Annotated in this window: 18 protein-coding genes; 11 read left to right on the top strand and 7 right to left on the bottom strand. The window is 61.9% G+C overall.

The features are described from left to right. Window positions 1-172: 172 nt before the first annotated feature. Both AC1RP7_RS23255 and AC1RP7_RS23260 read right to left on the bottom strand, forming a co-directional pair. On the bottom strand, window positions 173-1,693 hold the full coding sequence (locus AC1RP7_RS23255) for a sensor histidine kinase (protein WP_493182854.1): 1,521 nt from the start codon (window positions 1,691-1,693) through the stop codon (window positions 173-175). Next, the gene (locus tag AC1RP7_RS23260) at window positions 1,690-2,409 is read right to left on the bottom strand and encodes a response regulator transcription factor (RefSeq protein WP_090453186.1); all 720 of its coding nucleotides are present in this window, start codon (window positions 2,407-2,409) and stop codon (window positions 1,690-1,692) included. Before AC1RP7_RS23260 ends, AC1RP7_RS23255 begins: the two co-directional genes overlap by 4 nt. A gap of 298 nt (window positions 2,410-2,707) precedes the next feature. Between AC1RP7_RS23260 and msrB the strand changes: the two genes are divergently transcribed. The 3 genes from msrB to msrA are packed head-to-tail and all read left to right on the top strand — an operon-like array spanning window position 2,708 to window position 5,773. Continuing rightward, entirely contained in the window at window positions 2,708-3,226 is a 519-nt protein-coding gene (gene msrB, locus AC1RP7_RS23265) for a peptide-methionine (R)-S-oxide reductase MsrB (protein WP_493182852.1), read from the top strand. Window positions 3,227-3,259: 33 nt separating this feature from the next. Next, window positions 3,260-5,035, top strand: a complete 1,776-nt coding sequence (locus AC1RP7_RS23270) for a cytochrome c biogenesis protein DipZ (RefSeq protein ID WP_493182850.1) — start codon at window positions 3,260-3,262, stop codon at window positions 5,033-5,035. 30 nt (window positions 5,036-5,065) lie between these two features. Continuing rightward, window positions 5,066-5,773, top strand: a complete 708-nt coding sequence (gene msrA, locus AC1RP7_RS23275; protein ID WP_493182848.1) for a peptide-methionine (S)-S-oxide reductase MsrA — start codon at window positions 5,066-5,068, stop codon at window positions 5,771-5,773. A 46-nt stretch (window positions 5,774-5,819) separates the two neighbouring features. On the opposite strand, the gene AC1RP7_RS23280 is transcribed toward msrA, so the two are convergent. Next, on the bottom strand, window positions 5,820-6,725 hold the full coding sequence (locus AC1RP7_RS23280; protein WP_090453193.1) for a LysR family transcriptional regulator: 906 nt from the start codon (window positions 6,723-6,725) through the stop codon (window positions 5,820-5,822). Between the two features lie 102 nt (window positions 6,726-6,827). Here AC1RP7_RS23280 and AC1RP7_RS23285 point away from each other — a divergent pair, with 102 nt between their 5' ends. Next, window positions 6,828-8,003, top strand: a complete 1,176-nt coding sequence (locus AC1RP7_RS23285) for an aspartate aminotransferase family protein (RefSeq protein WP_493182846.1) — start codon at window positions 6,828-6,830, stop codon at window positions 8,001-8,003. Between the two features lie 8 nt (window positions 8,004-8,011). Here AC1RP7_RS23285 and AC1RP7_RS23290 read toward each other — a convergent pair whose 3' ends face one another. From AC1RP7_RS23290 to AC1RP7_RS23305, 4 genes are all read right to left on the bottom strand, one after another. Beyond that, window positions 8,012-8,266 carry a Txe/YoeB family addiction module toxin gene (locus tag AC1RP7_RS23290; RefSeq protein WP_057716336.1) on the bottom strand — a complete coding sequence of 85 codons (255 nt, stop codon included), beginning with the start codon at window positions 8,264-8,266 and terminating at the stop codon, window positions 8,012-8,014. Beyond that, window positions 8,263-8,517 carry a type II toxin-antitoxin system prevent-host-death family antitoxin gene (locus tag AC1RP7_RS23295; RefSeq protein ID WP_057716335.1) on the bottom strand — a complete coding sequence of 85 codons (255 nt, stop codon included), beginning with the start codon at window positions 8,515-8,517 and terminating at the stop codon, window positions 8,263-8,265. The genes AC1RP7_RS23290 and AC1RP7_RS23295 overlap by 4 nt, the downstream gene beginning before the upstream one ends. 208 nt (window positions 8,518-8,725) lie before the next feature. After that, on the bottom strand, window positions 8,726-9,217 hold the full coding sequence (locus AC1RP7_RS23300; protein ID WP_493182845.1) for a P-loop NTPase family protein: 492 nt from the start codon (window positions 9,215-9,217) through the stop codon (window positions 8,726-8,728). Window positions 9,218-9,240: 23 nt separating this feature from the next. Next, complete coding sequence (locus tag AC1RP7_RS23305) at window positions 9,241-11,163, bottom strand: alkaline phosphatase D family protein (protein ID WP_493182843.1); 1,923 nt, start codon at window positions 11,161-11,163, stop codon at window positions 9,241-9,243. A gap of 205 nt (window positions 11,164-11,368) precedes the next feature. Here AC1RP7_RS23305 and AC1RP7_RS23310 point away from each other — a divergent pair, with 205 nt between their 5' ends. From AC1RP7_RS23310 to AC1RP7_RS23340, 7 genes are all read left to right on the top strand, one after another. Then, window positions 11,369-12,349 (top strand): quinone oxidoreductase family protein, encoded by a 981-nt coding sequence (locus AC1RP7_RS23310; RefSeq protein ID WP_008050013.1) that lies wholly within the window; start codon window positions 11,369-11,371, stop codon window positions 12,347-12,349. A gap of 13 nt (window positions 12,350-12,362) precedes the next feature. Next, window positions 12,363-13,211, top strand: a complete 849-nt coding sequence (locus AC1RP7_RS23315; protein WP_057716330.1) for a TauD/TfdA dioxygenase family protein — start codon at window positions 12,363-12,365, stop codon at window positions 13,209-13,211. Between the two features lie 115 nt (window positions 13,212-13,326). Next, window positions 13,327-14,379, top strand: coding sequence for a beta-keto acid cleavage family enzyme (locus AC1RP7_RS23320; protein WP_057716329.1), 1,053 nt, complete (start codon window positions 13,327-13,329; stop codon window positions 14,377-14,379). A gap of 92 nt (window positions 14,380-14,471) precedes the next feature. After that, window positions 14,472-15,803 (top strand): MFS transporter, encoded by a 1,332-nt coding sequence (locus AC1RP7_RS23325; RefSeq protein ID WP_057716328.1) that lies wholly within the window; start codon window positions 14,472-14,474, stop codon window positions 15,801-15,803. Next, window positions 15,800-16,462, top strand: coding sequence for a DsbA family oxidoreductase (locus AC1RP7_RS23330; protein WP_154947348.1), 663 nt, complete (start codon window positions 15,800-15,802; stop codon window positions 16,460-16,462). The genes AC1RP7_RS23325 and AC1RP7_RS23330 overlap by 4 nt, the downstream gene beginning before the upstream one ends. After that, on the top strand, window positions 16,459-16,785 hold the full coding sequence (locus tag AC1RP7_RS23335) for a Rieske (2Fe-2S) protein (RefSeq protein WP_057716326.1): 327 nt from the start codon (window positions 16,459-16,461) through the stop codon (window positions 16,783-16,785). Before AC1RP7_RS23330 ends, AC1RP7_RS23335 begins: the two co-directional genes overlap by 4 nt. Further along, window positions 16,782-17,792: a YeiH family protein gene (locus AC1RP7_RS23340; RefSeq protein ID WP_057716325.1), complete on the top strand. Its 1,011-nt coding sequence runs from the start codon at window positions 16,782-16,784 to the stop codon at window positions 17,790-17,792. The genes AC1RP7_RS23335 and AC1RP7_RS23340 overlap by 4 nt, the downstream gene beginning before the upstream one ends. Window positions 17,793-17,807: the final 15 nt, after the last annotated feature.

Below are 17,807 nucleotides of genomic sequence, written 5' to 3' on the forward strand. Positions count from 1 at the left end.
GATGGACGTTAACGATAACGCGCTCATTCCGGGTGTACGCGGTGCCCTTGAGACCATCGCGAGCAAGCTCGCTCCCACAGGGTTAGTGGGGGTACGCAAAATCTGTAAGCACCCGAAAAAACTGTGGGAGCGGGCTTGCCCGCGATGGGGCCCTGTCAGGCACCACAACTTTTCAGGCCTGCCGCGGGGTATTCAGGTTCATCGACCGCACCGCCAACGCAGTCGCCGTTTCCTCATCGATCGGCAGCGAAAACCGGAACGTCGCACCCCGCCCCGGCACATCGATCAACTGAATCTCGCGCCCGTGCAATTGCAGGATGCGATGCACGATCCGCAACCCCAACCCGCCATCACGGCGTGCGCCGCCGATATTGAACGGCCGCAGGAACAACCCTTCGCGCAGTTCCGGGGCGATGCCGGGGCCGGTATCGCTGACCGTGACTTCGATGAATGAGCCTTGCGGGCGCAGGCCCAGTTCGACCTCGCCACCGGCCGGGGTATGGCGCAGGGCGTTGTCGAACAGGTTGGTCAGCACCCGCTCGATTAGCCCAAGGTCGGCGCAGGCCGCCGAGACGTTGGCGGCAAAAGTGGCCTTCAATTCGACTTGACGCGCTTCGGCGGTGAGTTCGAATTTCTGGAAGATGTCCTGGGCCAGGTCAGTCAGGGAAAAGCGTTCCAGTACCGGCTGTACGAAGCCATGTTCCAGCCGCACCAGTTCCAGCAGCGACTGCGCCAGACCACCCACCTTGCGGCTCTGGTCCAGCGCGATGCCCAGATAGCGACGACGGTCGGCAGGGGACAGCGTGGCGTCCTTGAGCGACAGGGTTTCCAGATAACCGTGCAACGAGGCCAGCGGCGTGCGCAAGTCGTGGGAGATATTCGCCACCAGTTCGCGGCGCTCCTGATCCTGGCGGGTCAACGAGCGCCATTGCTCGCCCAGGCGTGTCTGCATCTGTCGGAACGCCGCATCGAGTACGGCGATTTCATCGTGGCTCGCGGCTTTTTCCACCGCGACGGGCAGGGCCGGTGTGACCGGCACCCCATCGATGTCGAACTGGCTGACGGTTTCGGTCAAGCGGCGCAACGGCCGGGTGATCAGGGCAAATGCGGTGAGACCGGCAATCAGGCACAGCAACGCCACCAGCCCGATGGACAACAGCGCGGTGTTGAGCGCTGCACTGGTCGCACCGCGTTCGGCCAGGCGGTCGTGGTCTTCACCGAGCAACACTACGTAGAGATAACCGGCCGGCTTGCCGTCGACCTTCAGCGGCGCAGCACTGAACACCTTGCGCGCATCGACGCTGCGCGGGTCGTCGCCGAGAATCGGCAGGGCATCGCCCCGCAACAGGCGCTGGATCGGCGCCAGGTCGATCCGTTCACGACGGATCCGGCCTTCGGGCGCGGCGCTGCCGACAATCTTGCCCTCGGTGTCCAGCAGGTACACCTCGACACTCGGGTTGACCTGCATCAGCTTGCTGAACAGGTCACGCACGGCATTGGGCATCAGGCCCTGGGTGTCCATCAACACCGTGTCGCGGGCGATGTGCTGCGCCAGGTCCCGGGACAAGCCTTGCACCACTTCCTGCTCATGCATCTGGTTGGAGCGCACCTGCATCCACGCCGACGTGCCGCAGCACACCAGCAGCAGCACGGCGAACACCAGGGACAGGCGTTGCGTCAGGGTCAGCCTCATGGCCGTGGTTCCTCCCCGGTGGCGAATTTGTAGCCGCGCCCCCAGACCGTGAGGATGCGCACCGGTTGCGCCGGGTCGGCCTCGATCTTGGCGCGCAGGCGGTTGATGTGGGTGTTGACCGTGTGCTCGTAGCCTTCGTGGCTGTAGCCCCACACGGCATTGAGCAGGTCCATGCGCGAAAACACCTTGCCGGGCTGGCGGGCGAAGAAATACAACAAATCGAACTCCCGGGGCGTGAGGTCCAGGCGTCGTCCATCGAGGGACACTTCGCGGGTGATCGGGTCGATGGCCAGGCCGTCGGTGAGCAGGCTGCCGGCGTCCATCTTCAGGTTGCGCGCCATGGCATCGACCCGGCGCAGCAACGCCTTGACCCGGGCCACCAGTTCAAGCATGGAAAAGGGCTTGGCCAGATAGTCGTCGGCACCCAGTTCGAGGCCGAGAATCCGGTGCACTTCGCTGGAGCGCGCGCTGGTGATGATGATCGGCGTGTAGCGGGCCATGGCGCGGGCGCGGCGGCAGATTTCCAGGCCGTCGACACCGGGCAGCATCAGGTCGAGGACCAGTGCGTCCCAGTTGCCTTGCTGCAGCAGGCGCATGCCTTCATTGCCATCGGCGCTGTGCACCACCTCGAACTGCTCGTCGCGAAGATGCAGGCAGATCAGGTCGGCGATATGCATATCGTCCTCGACCACCAGGACGCGTTTGGTCTGTTCCATACAGCTCAATCCTTCGGCGCAATGGACGCATTGCCGCTCGGTCAAGGCGCAAAAACTGTGGGAGCGAGCTTGCTCGCGATGGCGCAATGTCAGTCAACGACGATGCTGACTGTGCAATCGTCATCGCGAGCAAGCTCGCTCCCACAGGAAATGCATTGTTCAAAATTGGCGTTATGCATTGTGCGGGTTTTTCGGCGCCCGAGTTATCACGAATTGTTTAACTTCCCGTGAGGATTTGGCGATCACCCAAAGCCTAGGCTGTGTTCTATGAAACACCCCTGGATTTTTGGAGACGAACATGTTTTCACGACGGCAATTTCTTGTAGCGAGCGGCGGGCTGGGGGTGGCAGCCCTGGCGATCGGCCTGTTGCCGAAGTTTTCCACAGGCTCGGCCTTGATCAGTGAAGCCAGCGCAGCGGAGGTATTCGAAGTGATCTACAGCGACAGCGAATGGCACGCTCTTCTGAGCGACGAGCAGTACGAAATCCTTCGCGAAGAGGGCACCGAGCGAGCCTACAGCAGCCCGCTGAACAACGAGCACCGCGATGGCACGTTCGTCTGTGCCGGTTGCGAGCTGCCGCTGTTTTCCTCGGCGACCAAATTCGACAGCCGCACCGGTTGGCCAAGTTTCTGGGCACCGCTGGACAAGGCCGTGGCGACCCGCCAGGACCGTGCGTTCGGCATGGTCCGTGAAGAGGTTCATTGCCGGCGCTGTGGCGGGCATCTGGGGCATGTCTTCGACGACGGCCCGAAACCCACCGGCCTGCGTTACTGCATGAACGGCCTGGCGATGAAATTCGTGCCCAAGACGGTGTGATTCCATTCCACTCACTTTTTGCAGGTAATCGCCATGTGGCTGCTGCTCCTCGCTTATCTCGGTGGTGTGCTGACGATTGTCAGCCCGTGCATTCTGCCGGTATTGCCGTTTGTCTTCGCCCGCACCGGGCAACCCTTCGTCAAAAGCGGGTTGCCGCTGCTGGTGGGCATGGCGCTGACCTTCGCGCTGGTCGCCACGTTGGCGGCGGTGGGCGGCGGCTGGGTGGTGCAACTCAATCAGTACGGGCGCTGGCTGGCGCTGGTGTTCGTGGCGTTGTTCGGTCTGACGCTGTTGCTGCCGCAACTGGCCGAGCGTCTGACCCGGCCACTGGTGGCGGCGGGCAGTCGTTTGTCGGAGGCGGCGGGTGCCGATGCACGGCCACGTCCTGGTGCTTCGCTCCTGATCGGCGTGGCCACCGGCCTGCTGTGGGCGCCGTGCGCCGGGCCGATCCTGGGCCTGCTGCTGACCGGTGCGGCGCTGCAAGGCGCCAGCATTCAAACCACCTTTTTGCTGCTGGCGTACGCCGCCGGTGCCGCCACTTCCCTCGCGCTGGCCTTGTTGCTGGGCGGCAAAGTCTTCACCGCGATGAAACGCTCGATTGGCGCGGGCGAATGGCTGCGTCGCGGTCTTGGCGGGGCGATGCTGGCCGGTGTGGCAGCGATTGCCCTAGGTCTGGACACGGGGATTCTGGCGCGGTTTTCCACGGCGTCGACCAGTGGTATCGAGCAAGCGCTGGTGGAGAAACTGTCCGGCAAGTTACCGCGTAACAGCGGGGCGATGATGGCGCAAAACTCGACCTCCGTCGGCGCGGTGCAAGTGGCTGACAAAACCCCGGGCACCTTGCCGGTCGAAGGCAACCTGCCGTCACTGGAGGGCGCCGTGCAATGGCTCAACTCGCCACCCCTCGATGCCCAGGCCTTGAAAGGCAAGGTCGTGCTGGTGGATTTCTGGACCTACTCCTGCATCAACTGCCTGCGCTCGCTGCCCTATGTGAAAGCCTGGGCCGAGAAGTATCGCGATCAGGGCCTGGTGGTGATCGGCGTGCATGCGCCGGAGTTTGCCTTCGAACGCGATGTCAACAACGTCACCAAAGCCATGAAGGACCTGGGCATCAACTACCCGGTGGCCATCGATAACGAGTTCAAGATCTGGCGCGCCTTCAACAACGAGTACTGGCCGGCGCATTACTTTGCCGACGCCCAGGGACGCATCCGTTATCACCATTTCGGCGAAGGCGCGTACGCCGAATCGGAGCGGGTCATCCAGCAATTGCTGCGCGAGGCGGGGGCGGCCAAGGTCGCCGACGGGCTGATCAGTGCCAAGGCCGATGGCGTGCAAATGGCCCCGGACAAGGACGCCGTGCAGTCGCCGGAAACCTATGTCGGCTACCAGCGTGCTGAGCATTTCGTGCCCGAAACCGCGCTGGTGCCGGACAAGGTCGCGGCCTACAACCCGCCGGCGCAACTGACCCTTAACGACTGGAGCCTGGGCGGCCAGTGGCATGTCGGCCCGGAGCGGGCCACCGCCAGCGCACCGGCCAGCCGCATCGTCTATCGCTTCCACGCCCGTGATTTGCATTTGGTGCTCGGCCCTGGCGCCGATGGCAAACCGGTGCGTTTCAAAGTGCTGATCGACGGCAAGGCCCCCGGCGATGCCCATGGCATGGACGTGGCACCCGATGGCAGCGGCACCGTGACGGACCAGCGCTTGTATCAACTGGTGCGCCAGAGCGGCGGCGTGACCGACCGGACCTTCAGTATCGAGTTTCTTGATCCGGGGGCGTCGGCTTACGCCTTCACTTTCGGCTGATAACTGTTCAACGCTTCAGGAGTTCGCCCCATGAAAACACTCTTTACCTGGCGCCGTATCCTGCTGGGGCTGGCGGCTGCCGGCATCATCAGCCAATGCTCGGCCATCTCTTTCGGCGGTGCCGAAAAGGCGGTCATCCTTCCACCGCCGGCCCTTGATGAAAGCACCCAGGCCCGCAGCGAAACCGCGGTGTTCGCCGGCGGCTGCTTCTGGGGCGTCCAAGGGGTGTTCCAGCATGTCAAAGGCGTGAAGAACGCCGTCTCCGGCTACGCGGGCGGGGCGGCCAATACCGCGCAATACGAGCGCGTCAGCAACGGCAATACCGGCCATGCGGAGTCGGTCGAAGTCACGTTCGATCCAGCCCAGGTCAGTTACGGCACTTTGCTGCAGATCTACTTTTCAGTGGCGCACAACCCGACCGAACTCAACCGCCAGGGCCCGGACAGCGGCACCCAGTACCGCTCGGCGATCTTTACCAAAAACGCTGAGCAGCAGCGGGTCGCACAGGCCTATATCACCCAGCTCGATGCCGCGCATGTCTTCGACAAACCGATCGTGACCAAACTCGAAACCTTCAACGGTTTCTACCCGGCGGAGGAGGAGCATCAGGATTTCCTGACCGAGCATCCGACCTATCCATACATCGTGATCAACGATTTGCCAAAAGTGGCGCAGTTGAAGCAGCTGTACCCGGACCGTTATCAGGAACAGCCGGTGCTGGTGAAGGCGGGGATGTAGTGAATGGGGAATCGACGACCCTGGCACTGAATCGTCGGTCAGCGGATCAGTGCTTGCCCCACAGCTGCATGGCGAATTCGACGAAACGGCGCAACTTCGGCAAACGGTGGCGATCCTGGGCATAGACCAGGTGCATCGGCCGGCTGGGCGGACAGTAATCGGGCATCAAGGCCAACAGCTTTCCGTCCTTGAGGTCCTGCTCGACCAAGGCGTCGGGCATCATCACGATGCCCATGCCGGTGCGCGCCGCTTGATGCAGTCCGGCGGAACTGTTGATCAGCATCGGCCCGCCGACCCCCACGCTGACTTCGCCATCGGGACCGGCCAGGCGCCATTCCTTTTGCACCGATTGCCAGTCATCTCCGGCCGGATAGGCAAAGGACAGGCAGTCGTGATGGCGCAGGTCTTCAGGTGTTTGCGGAGTGCCGCGACGGGCCAGGTAGTCCGGTGACGCGCACATGGTCAGGGTGTAGTCGATCAGCGGGCGGGCGATCAGGTTGGAGGGCTCCAGTGCCCCGAGGCGAAACGCTACATCGAGGCCGTTTTCCAGCAGATCCGGGCGTCGGTTGGTCAGCACCACGTCGAGTTTCACCCGCGGGTTTTGCCGGCTGAACTCACTCAATGCCGGGGCCAGGCGCTCGGTCCCGAAGGTCAGGGGCGCGGTGATGCGCAGGATGCCGCTCGGTTCGTCCAGAGCCTGCTCGGCCAGTCGCTCGGAATCGGCCACCAACCCCAGCACTTCCAGGCAGCGCTGGTAATACGCGGCGCCGAACTCGGTCAGCCGCTGGCGCCGCGTCGTGCGGTTGAGCAGGCGCACACCCAGCCGTTGCTCCAGGGCCTTGAGGTGATTGCCGACCATGGTCGTGGACATTTCACACTGCAAGGCAGCGGCGGTCATGCTACCGGTCTCCACCACTTTCACGTAGACGGTCATTGCCTGGAATAAATCCATTATCAAGCTCTGCTTTTAAATGATTGAAGTTTTACAGTGTTTATCCAGCTCTGGTGGCTAACCATACTGCAAAAACACCGACCCTTGCTGGAGCTTGATGTCATGACCGCCGCCTGCCTGATGAGCACTTACCAACCCCTGGCCTTGAGTTTCAACAAGGGCCTGGGCACTCGCCTATGGGATCAGGCCGGTCGCGAATACCTGGATGCGGTCGCCGGTGTGGCGGTGACCAACGTCGGCCACTCCCATCCGAAAATCGTTGCCGCCATTACCGAGCAGGCCGGGTTGCTGCTGCACACCTCGAACCTCTACAGCATCGACTGGCAGCAACGGCTGGCGCAGAAACTGACGCAGCTGGCGGGCATGGACCGGGCGTTTTTCAACAACTCCGGGGCCGAAGCCAACGAAACCGCACTGAAAATCGCCCGGCTGCATGGATGGCACAAGGGCATCGAGCAGCCGCTGGTGGTGGTCATGGAGAACGCATTCCATGGCCGCACCCTCGGCACGCTGTCTGCCAGCGATGGCCCGGCGGTGCGCCTGGGTTTCAACAAGCTGCCGGGGGATTTCGTCAAAGTACCGTTCGGCGACCTCAGTGCGCTGGACAAGGTGCAACAGGCCTTTGGCTCGCGGATCGTGGCAATCCTGATGGAGCCGATCCAGGGCGAAAGCGGCGTGCAACTGGCGCCGCCGGGCTATCTCAAGGCCGTGCGGGAACTGTGCAACCGGCGCTCATGGCTGATGATGCTCGATGAGATCCAGACCGGCATCGGTCGCACCGGCCAGTGGTTCGCGTTCCAGCACGAAGGCATCGTCCCGGACGTCATGACCTTGGCCAAAGGCCTGGGCAATGGCGTGCCCATCGGCGCTTGCCTGGCCCGTGGCAAGGCGGCCGAACTCTTCACTCCGGGCAGCCACGGCAGCACGTTCGGCGGTAATCCGCTGGCCTGCCGGGTCGGTTGCACGGTGCTGGAGATCGTCGAAGAACAAGGGCTGCTGGAAAACGCCCGGCTTCAGGGGACGCGCCTGCTCGAAAGATTGCGCACAGAACTGACGGGCAACCCGAACGTCTCGCAAATACGCGGCCAGGGGCTGATGATTGGAATCGAGCTAAAACAACCGATGCGCGACCTGAGCCTGATCGCCGCCCGGGATCATGGCTTGTTGATCAACGTCACGCGGGGCAACACCATTCGCCTGCTGCCGCCGCTGACCCTTGATGAGCGGGAGGTGGAGATGATTGTCAGAGGGGTGGGTCGGGTAGTGAACGCTGGCTGAGGTTCTGCTCAGTAATGGTATCTGCACATCACGACGTGTATTTCTCCGTCTTCAATGGCGTAGACCAGACGATGCTCAGCCGTAATCCGGCGTGACCAGAACCCGCTCAAGTTATGCTTGAGCGGTTCGGGTTTTCCAAGGCCGTCGAAAGGCTCACGTTGGATAGCTTTGATCAACAGGTTGATACGTTTGAGCCCTGCCTTATCGTTCTGCTGGAACCAGAGATAATCGTCCCAGGCTTCAGGGGTGAACTCGATATTCATTCTTCAATCAGTTGCCTGGCTTTGGTTTTGCCGGCTCGCAGGTTACCGATTGATTTGATCAAGCGTTCAGCATTGGCTGGGGAACGGAGCAGATAGGCGGTCTCTTCGAGAGCGTTGTATTCGGCCAATGACATCATCACTACCGGCTCGCCTTTCTGACGAGTTACCAGTAGCGGGGCGCGATCTTCATTCACCCGGTCCATGGTTTGCGCCAGATGTGCCCGAGCGTTGGTGTAGTTGATGGTTTCCATGTGTTTGTCCTCGCTTGATGCAGAGAACGTACAGAAATGAGTACATGTTAGCAAGGCGATACCTACGAGTGGTTGTTACGTAGAAAGTGCATCCACATTTGTATCAAGTATCGCCGAATGTTCTTCAGGACGTTTCCGAGACAGGTGTAATCCCATTCTGAGCTACATGCCATCCATCAGGTTTGTGTCAGACCACAGCTCCGGATACTTACGAGTGACGAGCTAGTGCGGTGATTTCCTCCCGGTCTTCCAGCCGGATTTTCGCACCGCAAAACCCCTCGAACAGTTGCTGATGCGCCGCAAACCCACTGGACCCCAGCCGCTGGCGATAACTGCCCGCCCACTCCAGCAAGGCGATAAGCAACAGGTCCTGTTCATCGCGCCCGCCCTCGCGTTGTCGAATGTTGGCCACGCATTCCTCGTCCCCTACACTCAGCCAGATCAGCGCAGTCGCTCGTGGCAGGATTTCACTGACGATCCAGCCGTAACCCCCTTCGATCACCCAGCGCTCTTCATCGGCAGCGATCCGCGCCATTCCCAGCGCTTCATTTCGGGGGCGGGGGATGCTGTGTTCGTCGGACAGCCAGTGAATCCGGTCGAGATCGGTCCAGGGCACACTCAAATGCTCGGCCAGCCGCTGCGCCAGCCAGCTCTTGCCGGAACCGGAATTACCGATGACCAGGGTGCGGGTGAGGTCCATGGCGACTCCGATCAATTGTGGGATCACTCGCCGCTTTTGGGGGCCACCATCCGCGTCTTCGGCGAGCCATTGGCGTTGTGCTGAAAAATGTCCTGCGGCTGACCTTTTTCATTAAAGAACACCTGGCCGATCCCCGCCGAGTTCCATAGCCGCTCACCCGCTTCGGCGTGTTCGGGCACGTGGGGCACGATGCGCATGCGTCGACGCTTGGTCAGCCAGTTCAACGGTGAGCGTGGCGAGTACAACCAGCGGTTGAGGCGGTCGAACCACTCGAGCAGGCTGGGCGGGAATTCATTCTTGATGCCGCTGCTGGTGATCTGCCAGATGCGCGGTCCGGCCTTGCGGTGGCGGATCAGCACTTCGTAGACGAAGGAATAGTGCACATCGCCCGACAGCACCACGTAGTTACCCGGGGTGCGCGAGTGGCGGAAAATGTTCAGGATCACCTGTGCCGCGCCGCGATGGGCCATCCAGTTTTCCGCGTCCACCAGCAGTGGATAACCGCACCAGCTGAATACCCGCTGCACGGTTTCAATCAGTTTGACGCCGAAGATCGGCGCCGGCGAAACGATGATCGCACTCGGGTGGTCCAGCAGTTCCTGTTGCAGCTCGCTCAGGGCTTCCCAGTCGAGCAAACCGGAAGGCTGCTTGAGGTTCATCTCGCTGCGCCAGCGCCGGGTGCGGGTGTCGATCACCACCATGGCCGGGGTGGTCGGCAGCACGTAATGCCAGTGCTGAAACTTCAGCAGATCACTGATCAAGTCATCCTGAACCGTGCTGTCGAGGTGAAGGTCGCGCGCACTGTCGCTCAAGGCTCCGGACTTTTCCAGCAGGGTAGTGAACGCATCCGGGTTGTTGCCCCAGCCCTGGCACAACATATACGCCAGCAGCGCGTTGCCGATGATGCGCCGGGAGAACGGATGGCCGTAGGCCGTTTCTTCCCATTGCGCGGAAAGGTTCCAGTCATCGGTGATGTCGTGGTCGTCGAAAATCATCAGCGTCGGCAGATGCGCCAGTGCCCGCGCGACGTCGCCAAGGCCTGCCTTGAAGGCATCGATGCGCGTCTGCTCAAGGGCGTAGCGCTTGAGCCTTTGCGGCGTCAGCGTCGGTGCCTGGGGCGCGATCAGGGTCCAGGGCACTGGCGACCAGACCAACAAGTACATGGCCATGACTTCGGCGAAGGTCACCAGGTGATTGTCGGCGCTGCTGCTGGTGAAAATCGGCTTGCGCGCGCCACCGAAAAATCGCTCGCGCAGGGTTTCATTGCTTTGCAGTGCCGGCAGCAGATCCGCACGGTGGTAGTAACTGGCCGGATGCTCGTAGAGCCTGGCGCTGTCGCTGACCACCGCGCCTTCGAGGTGCTCCCCGAACAGGCCCAGACGCTCGATCAAGGCGTGAATCGCCCGCAACATCGGCCCCGCGACATCGTCGGCGTAGACCTGATCGCCAGTCATCATCAGCAGTGCCGGGCGGTCCTTTGCCTCGTGTTCCTGGGCAAGCAACCGGTCGACGCACAGCAAGCCGTCTGTCGCCGGGTGATGAGGTTTGCGGCAAGAACCGTGCAGCAACTGATCGACCCGTGCGCGCAGGACGAAGTTCGGGCAATGGGCATCGCCATACAGCAGGTGCGGTGCCCAGTCGGCGATGCCTTTTTCTGTGCCATCGATCAGCAGGTCATAGTCGATCGACTCATCCCGGGGCAGGGCGCAATCGAGTTGCACATCGATCAAGTGCACAAAGGCATGAGCCCCCACCGCAATCACTGTGCATTGCCCGGTATCGAGTCGGATATCGCCGACGCCCTGCAAGCGCAAGGTCAGCGTCAGCGCCCGGGAACCCACCAGCCACAGCACCAGCCGCATGGGCTCAAGACGCCGCAACAGCGGGCCGGCCAGGACCGGCGGCAGGGCTGGGTGATCGTTGGACAGTGGCAGTGCTTCGGACATCCGGGGTCAAGGCTCTTGGGGAATCGAGGCGGGCGATGATAGCGCAGGTGACGACGGGACCGGCTAGAACGATCCCGTTTCTGCCTGTCACCAAATGAAAAGCCATTGTCGTCTGATGAGAAGCGTCTCAACAGGCCTCGTCCTACAGTCCAATCAGCGCAATTCGATGCAACACGCCCATATTGCAGATTGGAGAATAAGAAAAATGGCCAAAGCCGTACGCTTCTACGAAACCGGTGGTCCCGAAGTTCTACGTTATGAGGACGTCGAAGTCGGCGAACCCGGTCCCGGCCAGGTTCGCCTTCGTCATGTGGCGGTTGGCCTGAACTATGCCGACACCTATTTCCGTAACGGTACCTACCCGATTCCGATGCCCAACGGCATGGGCGTCGAGGCCTCTGGCGTAGTCCAGGCCGTTGGTGAAGGGGTCACCAACGTCGAGGTTGGTGATCGCGTCACCTACACCGGTTTCCTCAACACCCTCGGCGCCTACAGCACCGAGCGCCTGATCCCGGCCGCGCCGCTGATCAAGCTGCCGGAAACCATCAGCTTCGAGACCGCTGCCGCGATGACCATGCGTGGCCTGACGTCCTCGTACCTGATGCGCCGCATCTACGACTTCAAACCGGGCGACAGCATCTTGTTGCATGCCGCCGCTGGCGGTGTCGGTCTGATCGTTTCGCAGTGGGCCAAGTTGCTGGGCCTGAACGTGATCGGCACGGTTTCGACCGAGCAAAAGGCGGAAATCGCCCGGGCTCACGGTTGCGACCATACGATCAATTACAGCCATGAAGACGTCGCCGCTCGCGTTCGCGAACTGACCGACGGTGTGGGCGTCAACGTGGTGTTCGACAGCGTTGGAAAGAACACCTTCATGGGGTCGCTGGACTCGTTGAAACCCCGTGGCCTGATGGTCTGCGTGGGTACCGCATCCGGCCCGATCCCGGCGTTCGACCCGGTGATGCTGGCGATGAAAGGTTCGCTGTACCTGACCCGTCCTGCCCTGGCCAACTACATCAGCGACCCTGCGGAAAAAGCCGCCCTGGCCGGCGAGTTGTTCGACCATGTCGGCAGCGGCCGGATCAAGATCGAGATCAACCAGCACTACGCCCTGCAGGACGCCGTGCAGGCTCATCGCGACCTTGAATCGCGCAAGACTACCGGCTCATCGATTTTCGTCGTTTAAGGAGCGGCCAGCCATGAAAGTCGAACAATTGACCTGCAGCATTGGCGCCGAGCTGATCGGCGTCAACCTGGCCGACGCGGTGCATGACGATGGTCTGTTTGCCGAGATTCGTGCCCAGTTGCTCAAGCACCGCGTGGTGTTCCTGCGTGATCAGGACATCACCCGCGCCGAGCACGTGGCCTTCGCCCGGCGCTTCGGCGAGCTGGAGGATCATCCGGTGGCCGGCAGTGATCCGGAGCATCCGGGGCTGGTGCAGATCTACAAGAATCCTGACCAGCCGATGGACCGCTATGAAAACGCCTGGCACACCGACGCCACCTGGCGCGAAGCACCGCCGATGGGCTGCGTGCTGCGTTGCGTGGAATGTCCGCCAGTGGGCGGCGACACCATGTGGGCCAACATGGTCCAGGCCTATGCGAACTTGCCGGAAGACGTAAAGGTCAAGATCGCCGACCTGCGTGCCCGCCACAGCATCGAAGCGAGCTTCGGTGCCGCCATGCCGATTGAAAAACGCCTGGCGCTCAAGGCGATGTACCCGGACGCCGAACACCCGGTGGTGCGCACCCATCCGGAAACGGGCGAGAAGGTGCTGTTCGTCAACGCTTTCACCACCCACTTCAGCAACTACCACACCCCTGAGCGGGTGCGCTTCGGCCAGGACGCCAACCCCGGCGCTGGCGAGTTGCTGCGTTACCTGATCAGCCAGGCGTACATCCCTGAGTATCAGGTGCGCTGGCGCTGGAAGCCCAACAGCATCGCCATCTGGGACAACCGCAGTACCCAGCACTACGCCGTCATGGATTACCCGCCGTGCCATCGCAAGATGGAGCGTGCCGGGATTATCGGCGACAAGACGTTCTGATCGAACGCCACCTGCATCCGCACTCGCAGCATTCGCACTCGTAAACACGTCTGCCCGGCACGACCCCGGGTGGGCGGAACAATCATAAGAACTGGCATAAGAACTGGAGTTAACCATGCAATTCTTCGACGATTCCCTGCACCCCGAAAACATGGAAAAGGTAGTCATTACCGTGGCCCCGTACGGCCCGGAGTGGATGCCGGAAGACTTCCCGGAAGACATCCCGTTGACCATGGATGAGCAAGTCCAGAAAGCGGTCGAATGCTATGAAGCCGGCGCCACCGTGCTGCACCTGCATGTGCGCGAACTGGACGGCAAGGGCTCCAAGCGCCTGTCGAAGTTCAACGAGCTGATCGCCGGTGTGCGTGAAGCCGTGCCAGACATGATCATCCAGGTCGGCGGCTCGATTTCCTTCGCTCCGGAAAGCGATGGCGAAGCGGCCAAGTGGCTGTCCGACGACACTCGCCACATGCTGGCCGAGCTGACGCCGAAACCGGATCAGGTCACGGTCGCGATCAACACCACGCAAATGAACATCATGGAGCTGTTGTATCCGGAATACCTGAAGGGCACCTCCCTGGACAACCCGTTGATCCACGCCGCCTACAGCGAAATGACCGTACCGGCAGGTCCGGCCTGGGTGGCCGAGCACCTCAAGCGCCTGATGGACAACGGCATCCAGCCACACTTCCAGTTGACCGGCATGCACGCCATGGAAACCCTCGAGCGCCTGGTGCGCAGGGGCATCTACAAGGGCCCGCTGAACCTGACCTGGATCGGCATCGGCGGCGGTTTCGACGGCCCGAACCCGTTCAACTTCTTCAACTTCATCCACCGCGCGCCGGACGGTTGCACCCTGACCTCCGAATCGCTGCTCAAGAACGTCATGCCGTTCAACACCATGTCGATGGCCATGGGCATGCACCCGCGCGTGGGCAATGAAGACACTATCATTGATCACAAGGGCGATCGTTTCGGCTCGGTTGCACAGATCCAGCAAACCGTGCGCATTGCCCATGAACTGGGCCGTGAAATCGCCACCGGCAAAGAAGCCCGCGAGATCTACCGCATCGGCGTGCAGTACGAAACCATCGAAGAAACCCTGTTGGCCAACGGCATGGCCCCCAACCGCAAGGCTGGGCAGAAAGGTGTACCGCAACGCGGATGACCGAGGGTCGGGGCGAGAGGCCGTGACCTCTCGTCCGCCTGACCGTTGCACGCTTGATAACAAAAATAAAACAAAGCTCTTGAGGAGGCTGCATGGCCTTTCACCCAATAGCCGCTGACGATGACGACTCCTGCGGAGTCGGCGTTGCGCGCCAATATGCCTGGATCGTCTTTGCCTTGACGTTCGGTCTGTTGATTTCCGATTACATGTCGCGTCAGGTACTGAACGCGGTATTCCCCCTGCTCAAGACTGAGTGGGCGTTGAGCGACGGACAACTGGGTCTGCTTAGCGGCATCGTTGCCCTGATGGTCGGCCTGCTGACATTTCCCCTGTCGTTGATGGCCGACCGCTTCGGTCGGGTCAAGAGCCTGGCGCTGATGGCTTTCCTGTGGAGCGTAGCGACCCTGGGTTGCGCGCTGGCTCAGGACTACCAGCAGATGTTCATTGCGCGGTTCATGGTCGGCGTCGGCGAAGCCGCCTACGGCAGCGTGGGCATCGCGGTGGTGATTTCGGTGTTCCCCAAACACATGCGAGCCACCCTGGCCAGTGCCTTCATGGCTGGCGGCATGTTCGGTTCGGTGTTGGGCATGGCTTTGGGCGGTGCGATTGCCGCCAAGCTGGGCTGGCGCTGGTCGTTCGCCGGCATGTCGCTGTTTGGCCTGGTGCTGGCGATGCTCTATCCGCTCATCGTCAAGGAAGCGCGCATAGCGCCACGACGTGCCGCGCAGATTGCGAACAAGACGGCTGCCGCGGTCAAGCGTCCGCTGCGCACGCTGTGGTCCAGCCGTTCGGTGGTGTCGACCTACATCGCCAGCGGCTTGCAGTTGTTCGTCGGCGGTACGGTGATGGTGTGGATTCCCAGCTACCTCAACCGCTACTACGACATGCCTACCGACAAGGCCGGTGGCATGGCGGCAGTAATCGTGTTGTGCAGCGGTGCGGGGATGATCCTGTGCGGCATGCTCAGCGATCGCCTGTGTCGGAACTCGCCGGAGCGCAAGGTCAGCCTGGCCATTGGTTTTTGCCTGGGCAGTTGCCTGTTGCTGTCGGCAGCGTTCGCATTGTCGGCAGGGCCTGTGCAACTGGCGCTGATCTGTCTGGGCATGGCGATTGCCACCGGCACCACCGGCCCCGCCGGTGCGATGGTTGCCAACCTGACCCATTACTCCGTCCACGGTACGGCGTTCGCCACGCTGACCCTGGCCAATAACCTGCTGGGGCTGGCACCCGGGCCGTTCCTGACTGGCCGTGTGTCCGACCTCATCGGCCTGCATGCCGCTTTCCAATTAGTGCCACTGGTCAGCCTCGCGGCGGCAGCGGTGTTCTTCTATGCCAAGTGTCATTACCAAAAAGATATCGCCCGGCTTGAGGGTCAGAGCGTGCCTGAGCCCGTCAGTGCAGCCGGGATAGAGGTGAAGTTGTGAGTCGTCGTTTACGTATTGATGTGTTTTTCGATTTTATCTGCCCCTGGTGCCTGATCGGCAAACGCCAACTGGAGCATGCGCAGGTGCAGTTTCGCAGTCGCCACCCGGATGTGCAGATCACCACGGTGTGGCATGGCGTGCAGTTGCTGCCCCAGATACCGGTAGAAGGTGAACCTTTCGCCGATTTCTACCGCAAGCGCCTGGGCAATGCCGACGCAATGACCATGCGCCAGAATCAGGTGCAGCAGGCTGCCGGGGCGGTTGGACTGGCCATCGACCTCAGCCGTATCGAGACGATGCCCAACACCGCGGACGCCCATCGTTTGTTCGAGCGTGCCAGCGCACTGGGCAATGCCAGTCAGCGTGAAATGTTGCTCGAGCGACTGTTCGCCGCTTATTTCCTGAGGCGCGAAAACCTCGGTTGCCGTGAGACCTTGCTTGCCATTGCCCGCTCCTGCGGCGTCGCTCCGGACGGGGTGCTCGATTGCCTGAAGGGCGATGCCACGCCGTTTGAAGGATCCCCCGACGCGACCAGTGGCGTGCCGAGCTTCAAGTTCGACAACCGCATGACGGTGATCGGCGCACAACCTGCTCAGGCGCTGCTCGCGGCCATGACCGAAGCCCTCAAGGAAAGTGATCGCGAGCGGCAGCCAGCATGACCCGACGCATTCCCGTGCCAGCCGGCAAACACCCGCAGGCTGGAGGCCGGGCGCTGTTCGAGTTCGAAGACAAAAGCCTGGCGCTGTTCAACGTCGACGGGCAGTTGTTTGCCATTGACGACAGCTGCCCGCACCAGGGCTCTTCCCTATGCGGAGGGCGTCTTGAAGGCCGGGTGATTCAATGCCTCGCCCATGGTTTGCGCTTCGATTTGCACAGCGGCTACCTGCTCAACTCCAGGCAGGTCAAAGTCACCAACTACCCGGTCGAGATCATCGACGGCCAGGCGTTTATCGTCATCGCATCCGAGGAGTCCGCGCCATGAGCGCCATTGCTCTTACCCGTATCCACACTCGCACGCGCGAACTGGCACCTGGGTTAATCGTCAGTCTGATTGTCGCGGCCGCCGCGTCGTTCTTGTCCGAGCACTACGGTGCGCCGGTCATGCTGTTTGCCTTGCTGTTGGGCATGGCCCTGAATTTTCTCGCCGATGACGGCCCCTGCAAGGCCGGTATCGAGTTCACCGCCCGCACCGTGCTGCGCATCGGCGTGGCGCTGCTGGGCATGCGCATCACCCTGGAGCAAATGGCCGCGCTGGGCTGGAAGCCGATTGCACTGGTGGTGATCCTGGTGGTGGTGACCATCAGCGTGTCTGTGATCGCCGCCAAGGCCCTGGGCTTCCAGCGCCTGTTCGGCATGCTCACCGGCGGCGCGACGGCCATCTGTGGCGCTTCGGCGGCCTTGGCGCTGGCAGCGGCGCTGCCGAACCATCCGCAGAAAGAGCGGGCGACCCTGTTCACCGTCATTGGCGTTTCGGCGTTGTCGACTCTGGCGATGATTGTCTATCCGATGATCGCCAACTGGCTGCAGTTGTCGCCGCAGGTGGCGGGTGTGTTCCTCGGCGCCACGATCCACGACGTGGCCCAGGTGGTCGGCGCCGGCTACAGCATGTCGACCGAGACCGGCGACACGGCCACGGTGGTCAAGCTGATGCGCGTTGCGATGCTGCTGCCGGTGATCGTCACTGCGGCGATGATCACCCGCATGCAAGGCGCCGATCCGACCGGCAAGCGCCCGCCGCTGTTGCCGTGGTTTGCCGTCGGTTTTCTGATTCTGGCCTGCATCAACAGCACCGGATGGATAGCGCCTGCGGTGCAGGGATCGGTCAACGAACTGTCGCGCTGGTGCCTGGTGATTTCCATCAGTGCCCTGGGCATGAAGACCCGCTTGCGTGAGCTGGCAGCGGTCGGGATCAAGCCGATTCTGCTGATGGTGGGGGAGACGGTGTTCCTGGTCGTGCTGGTGCTGTTGTTGCTGCGCTGGGGGCTCTAATCGTCAGGTTGATAC

This window comes from Pseudomonas sp. GW822-FHT01E03 (assembly GCF_058802985.1).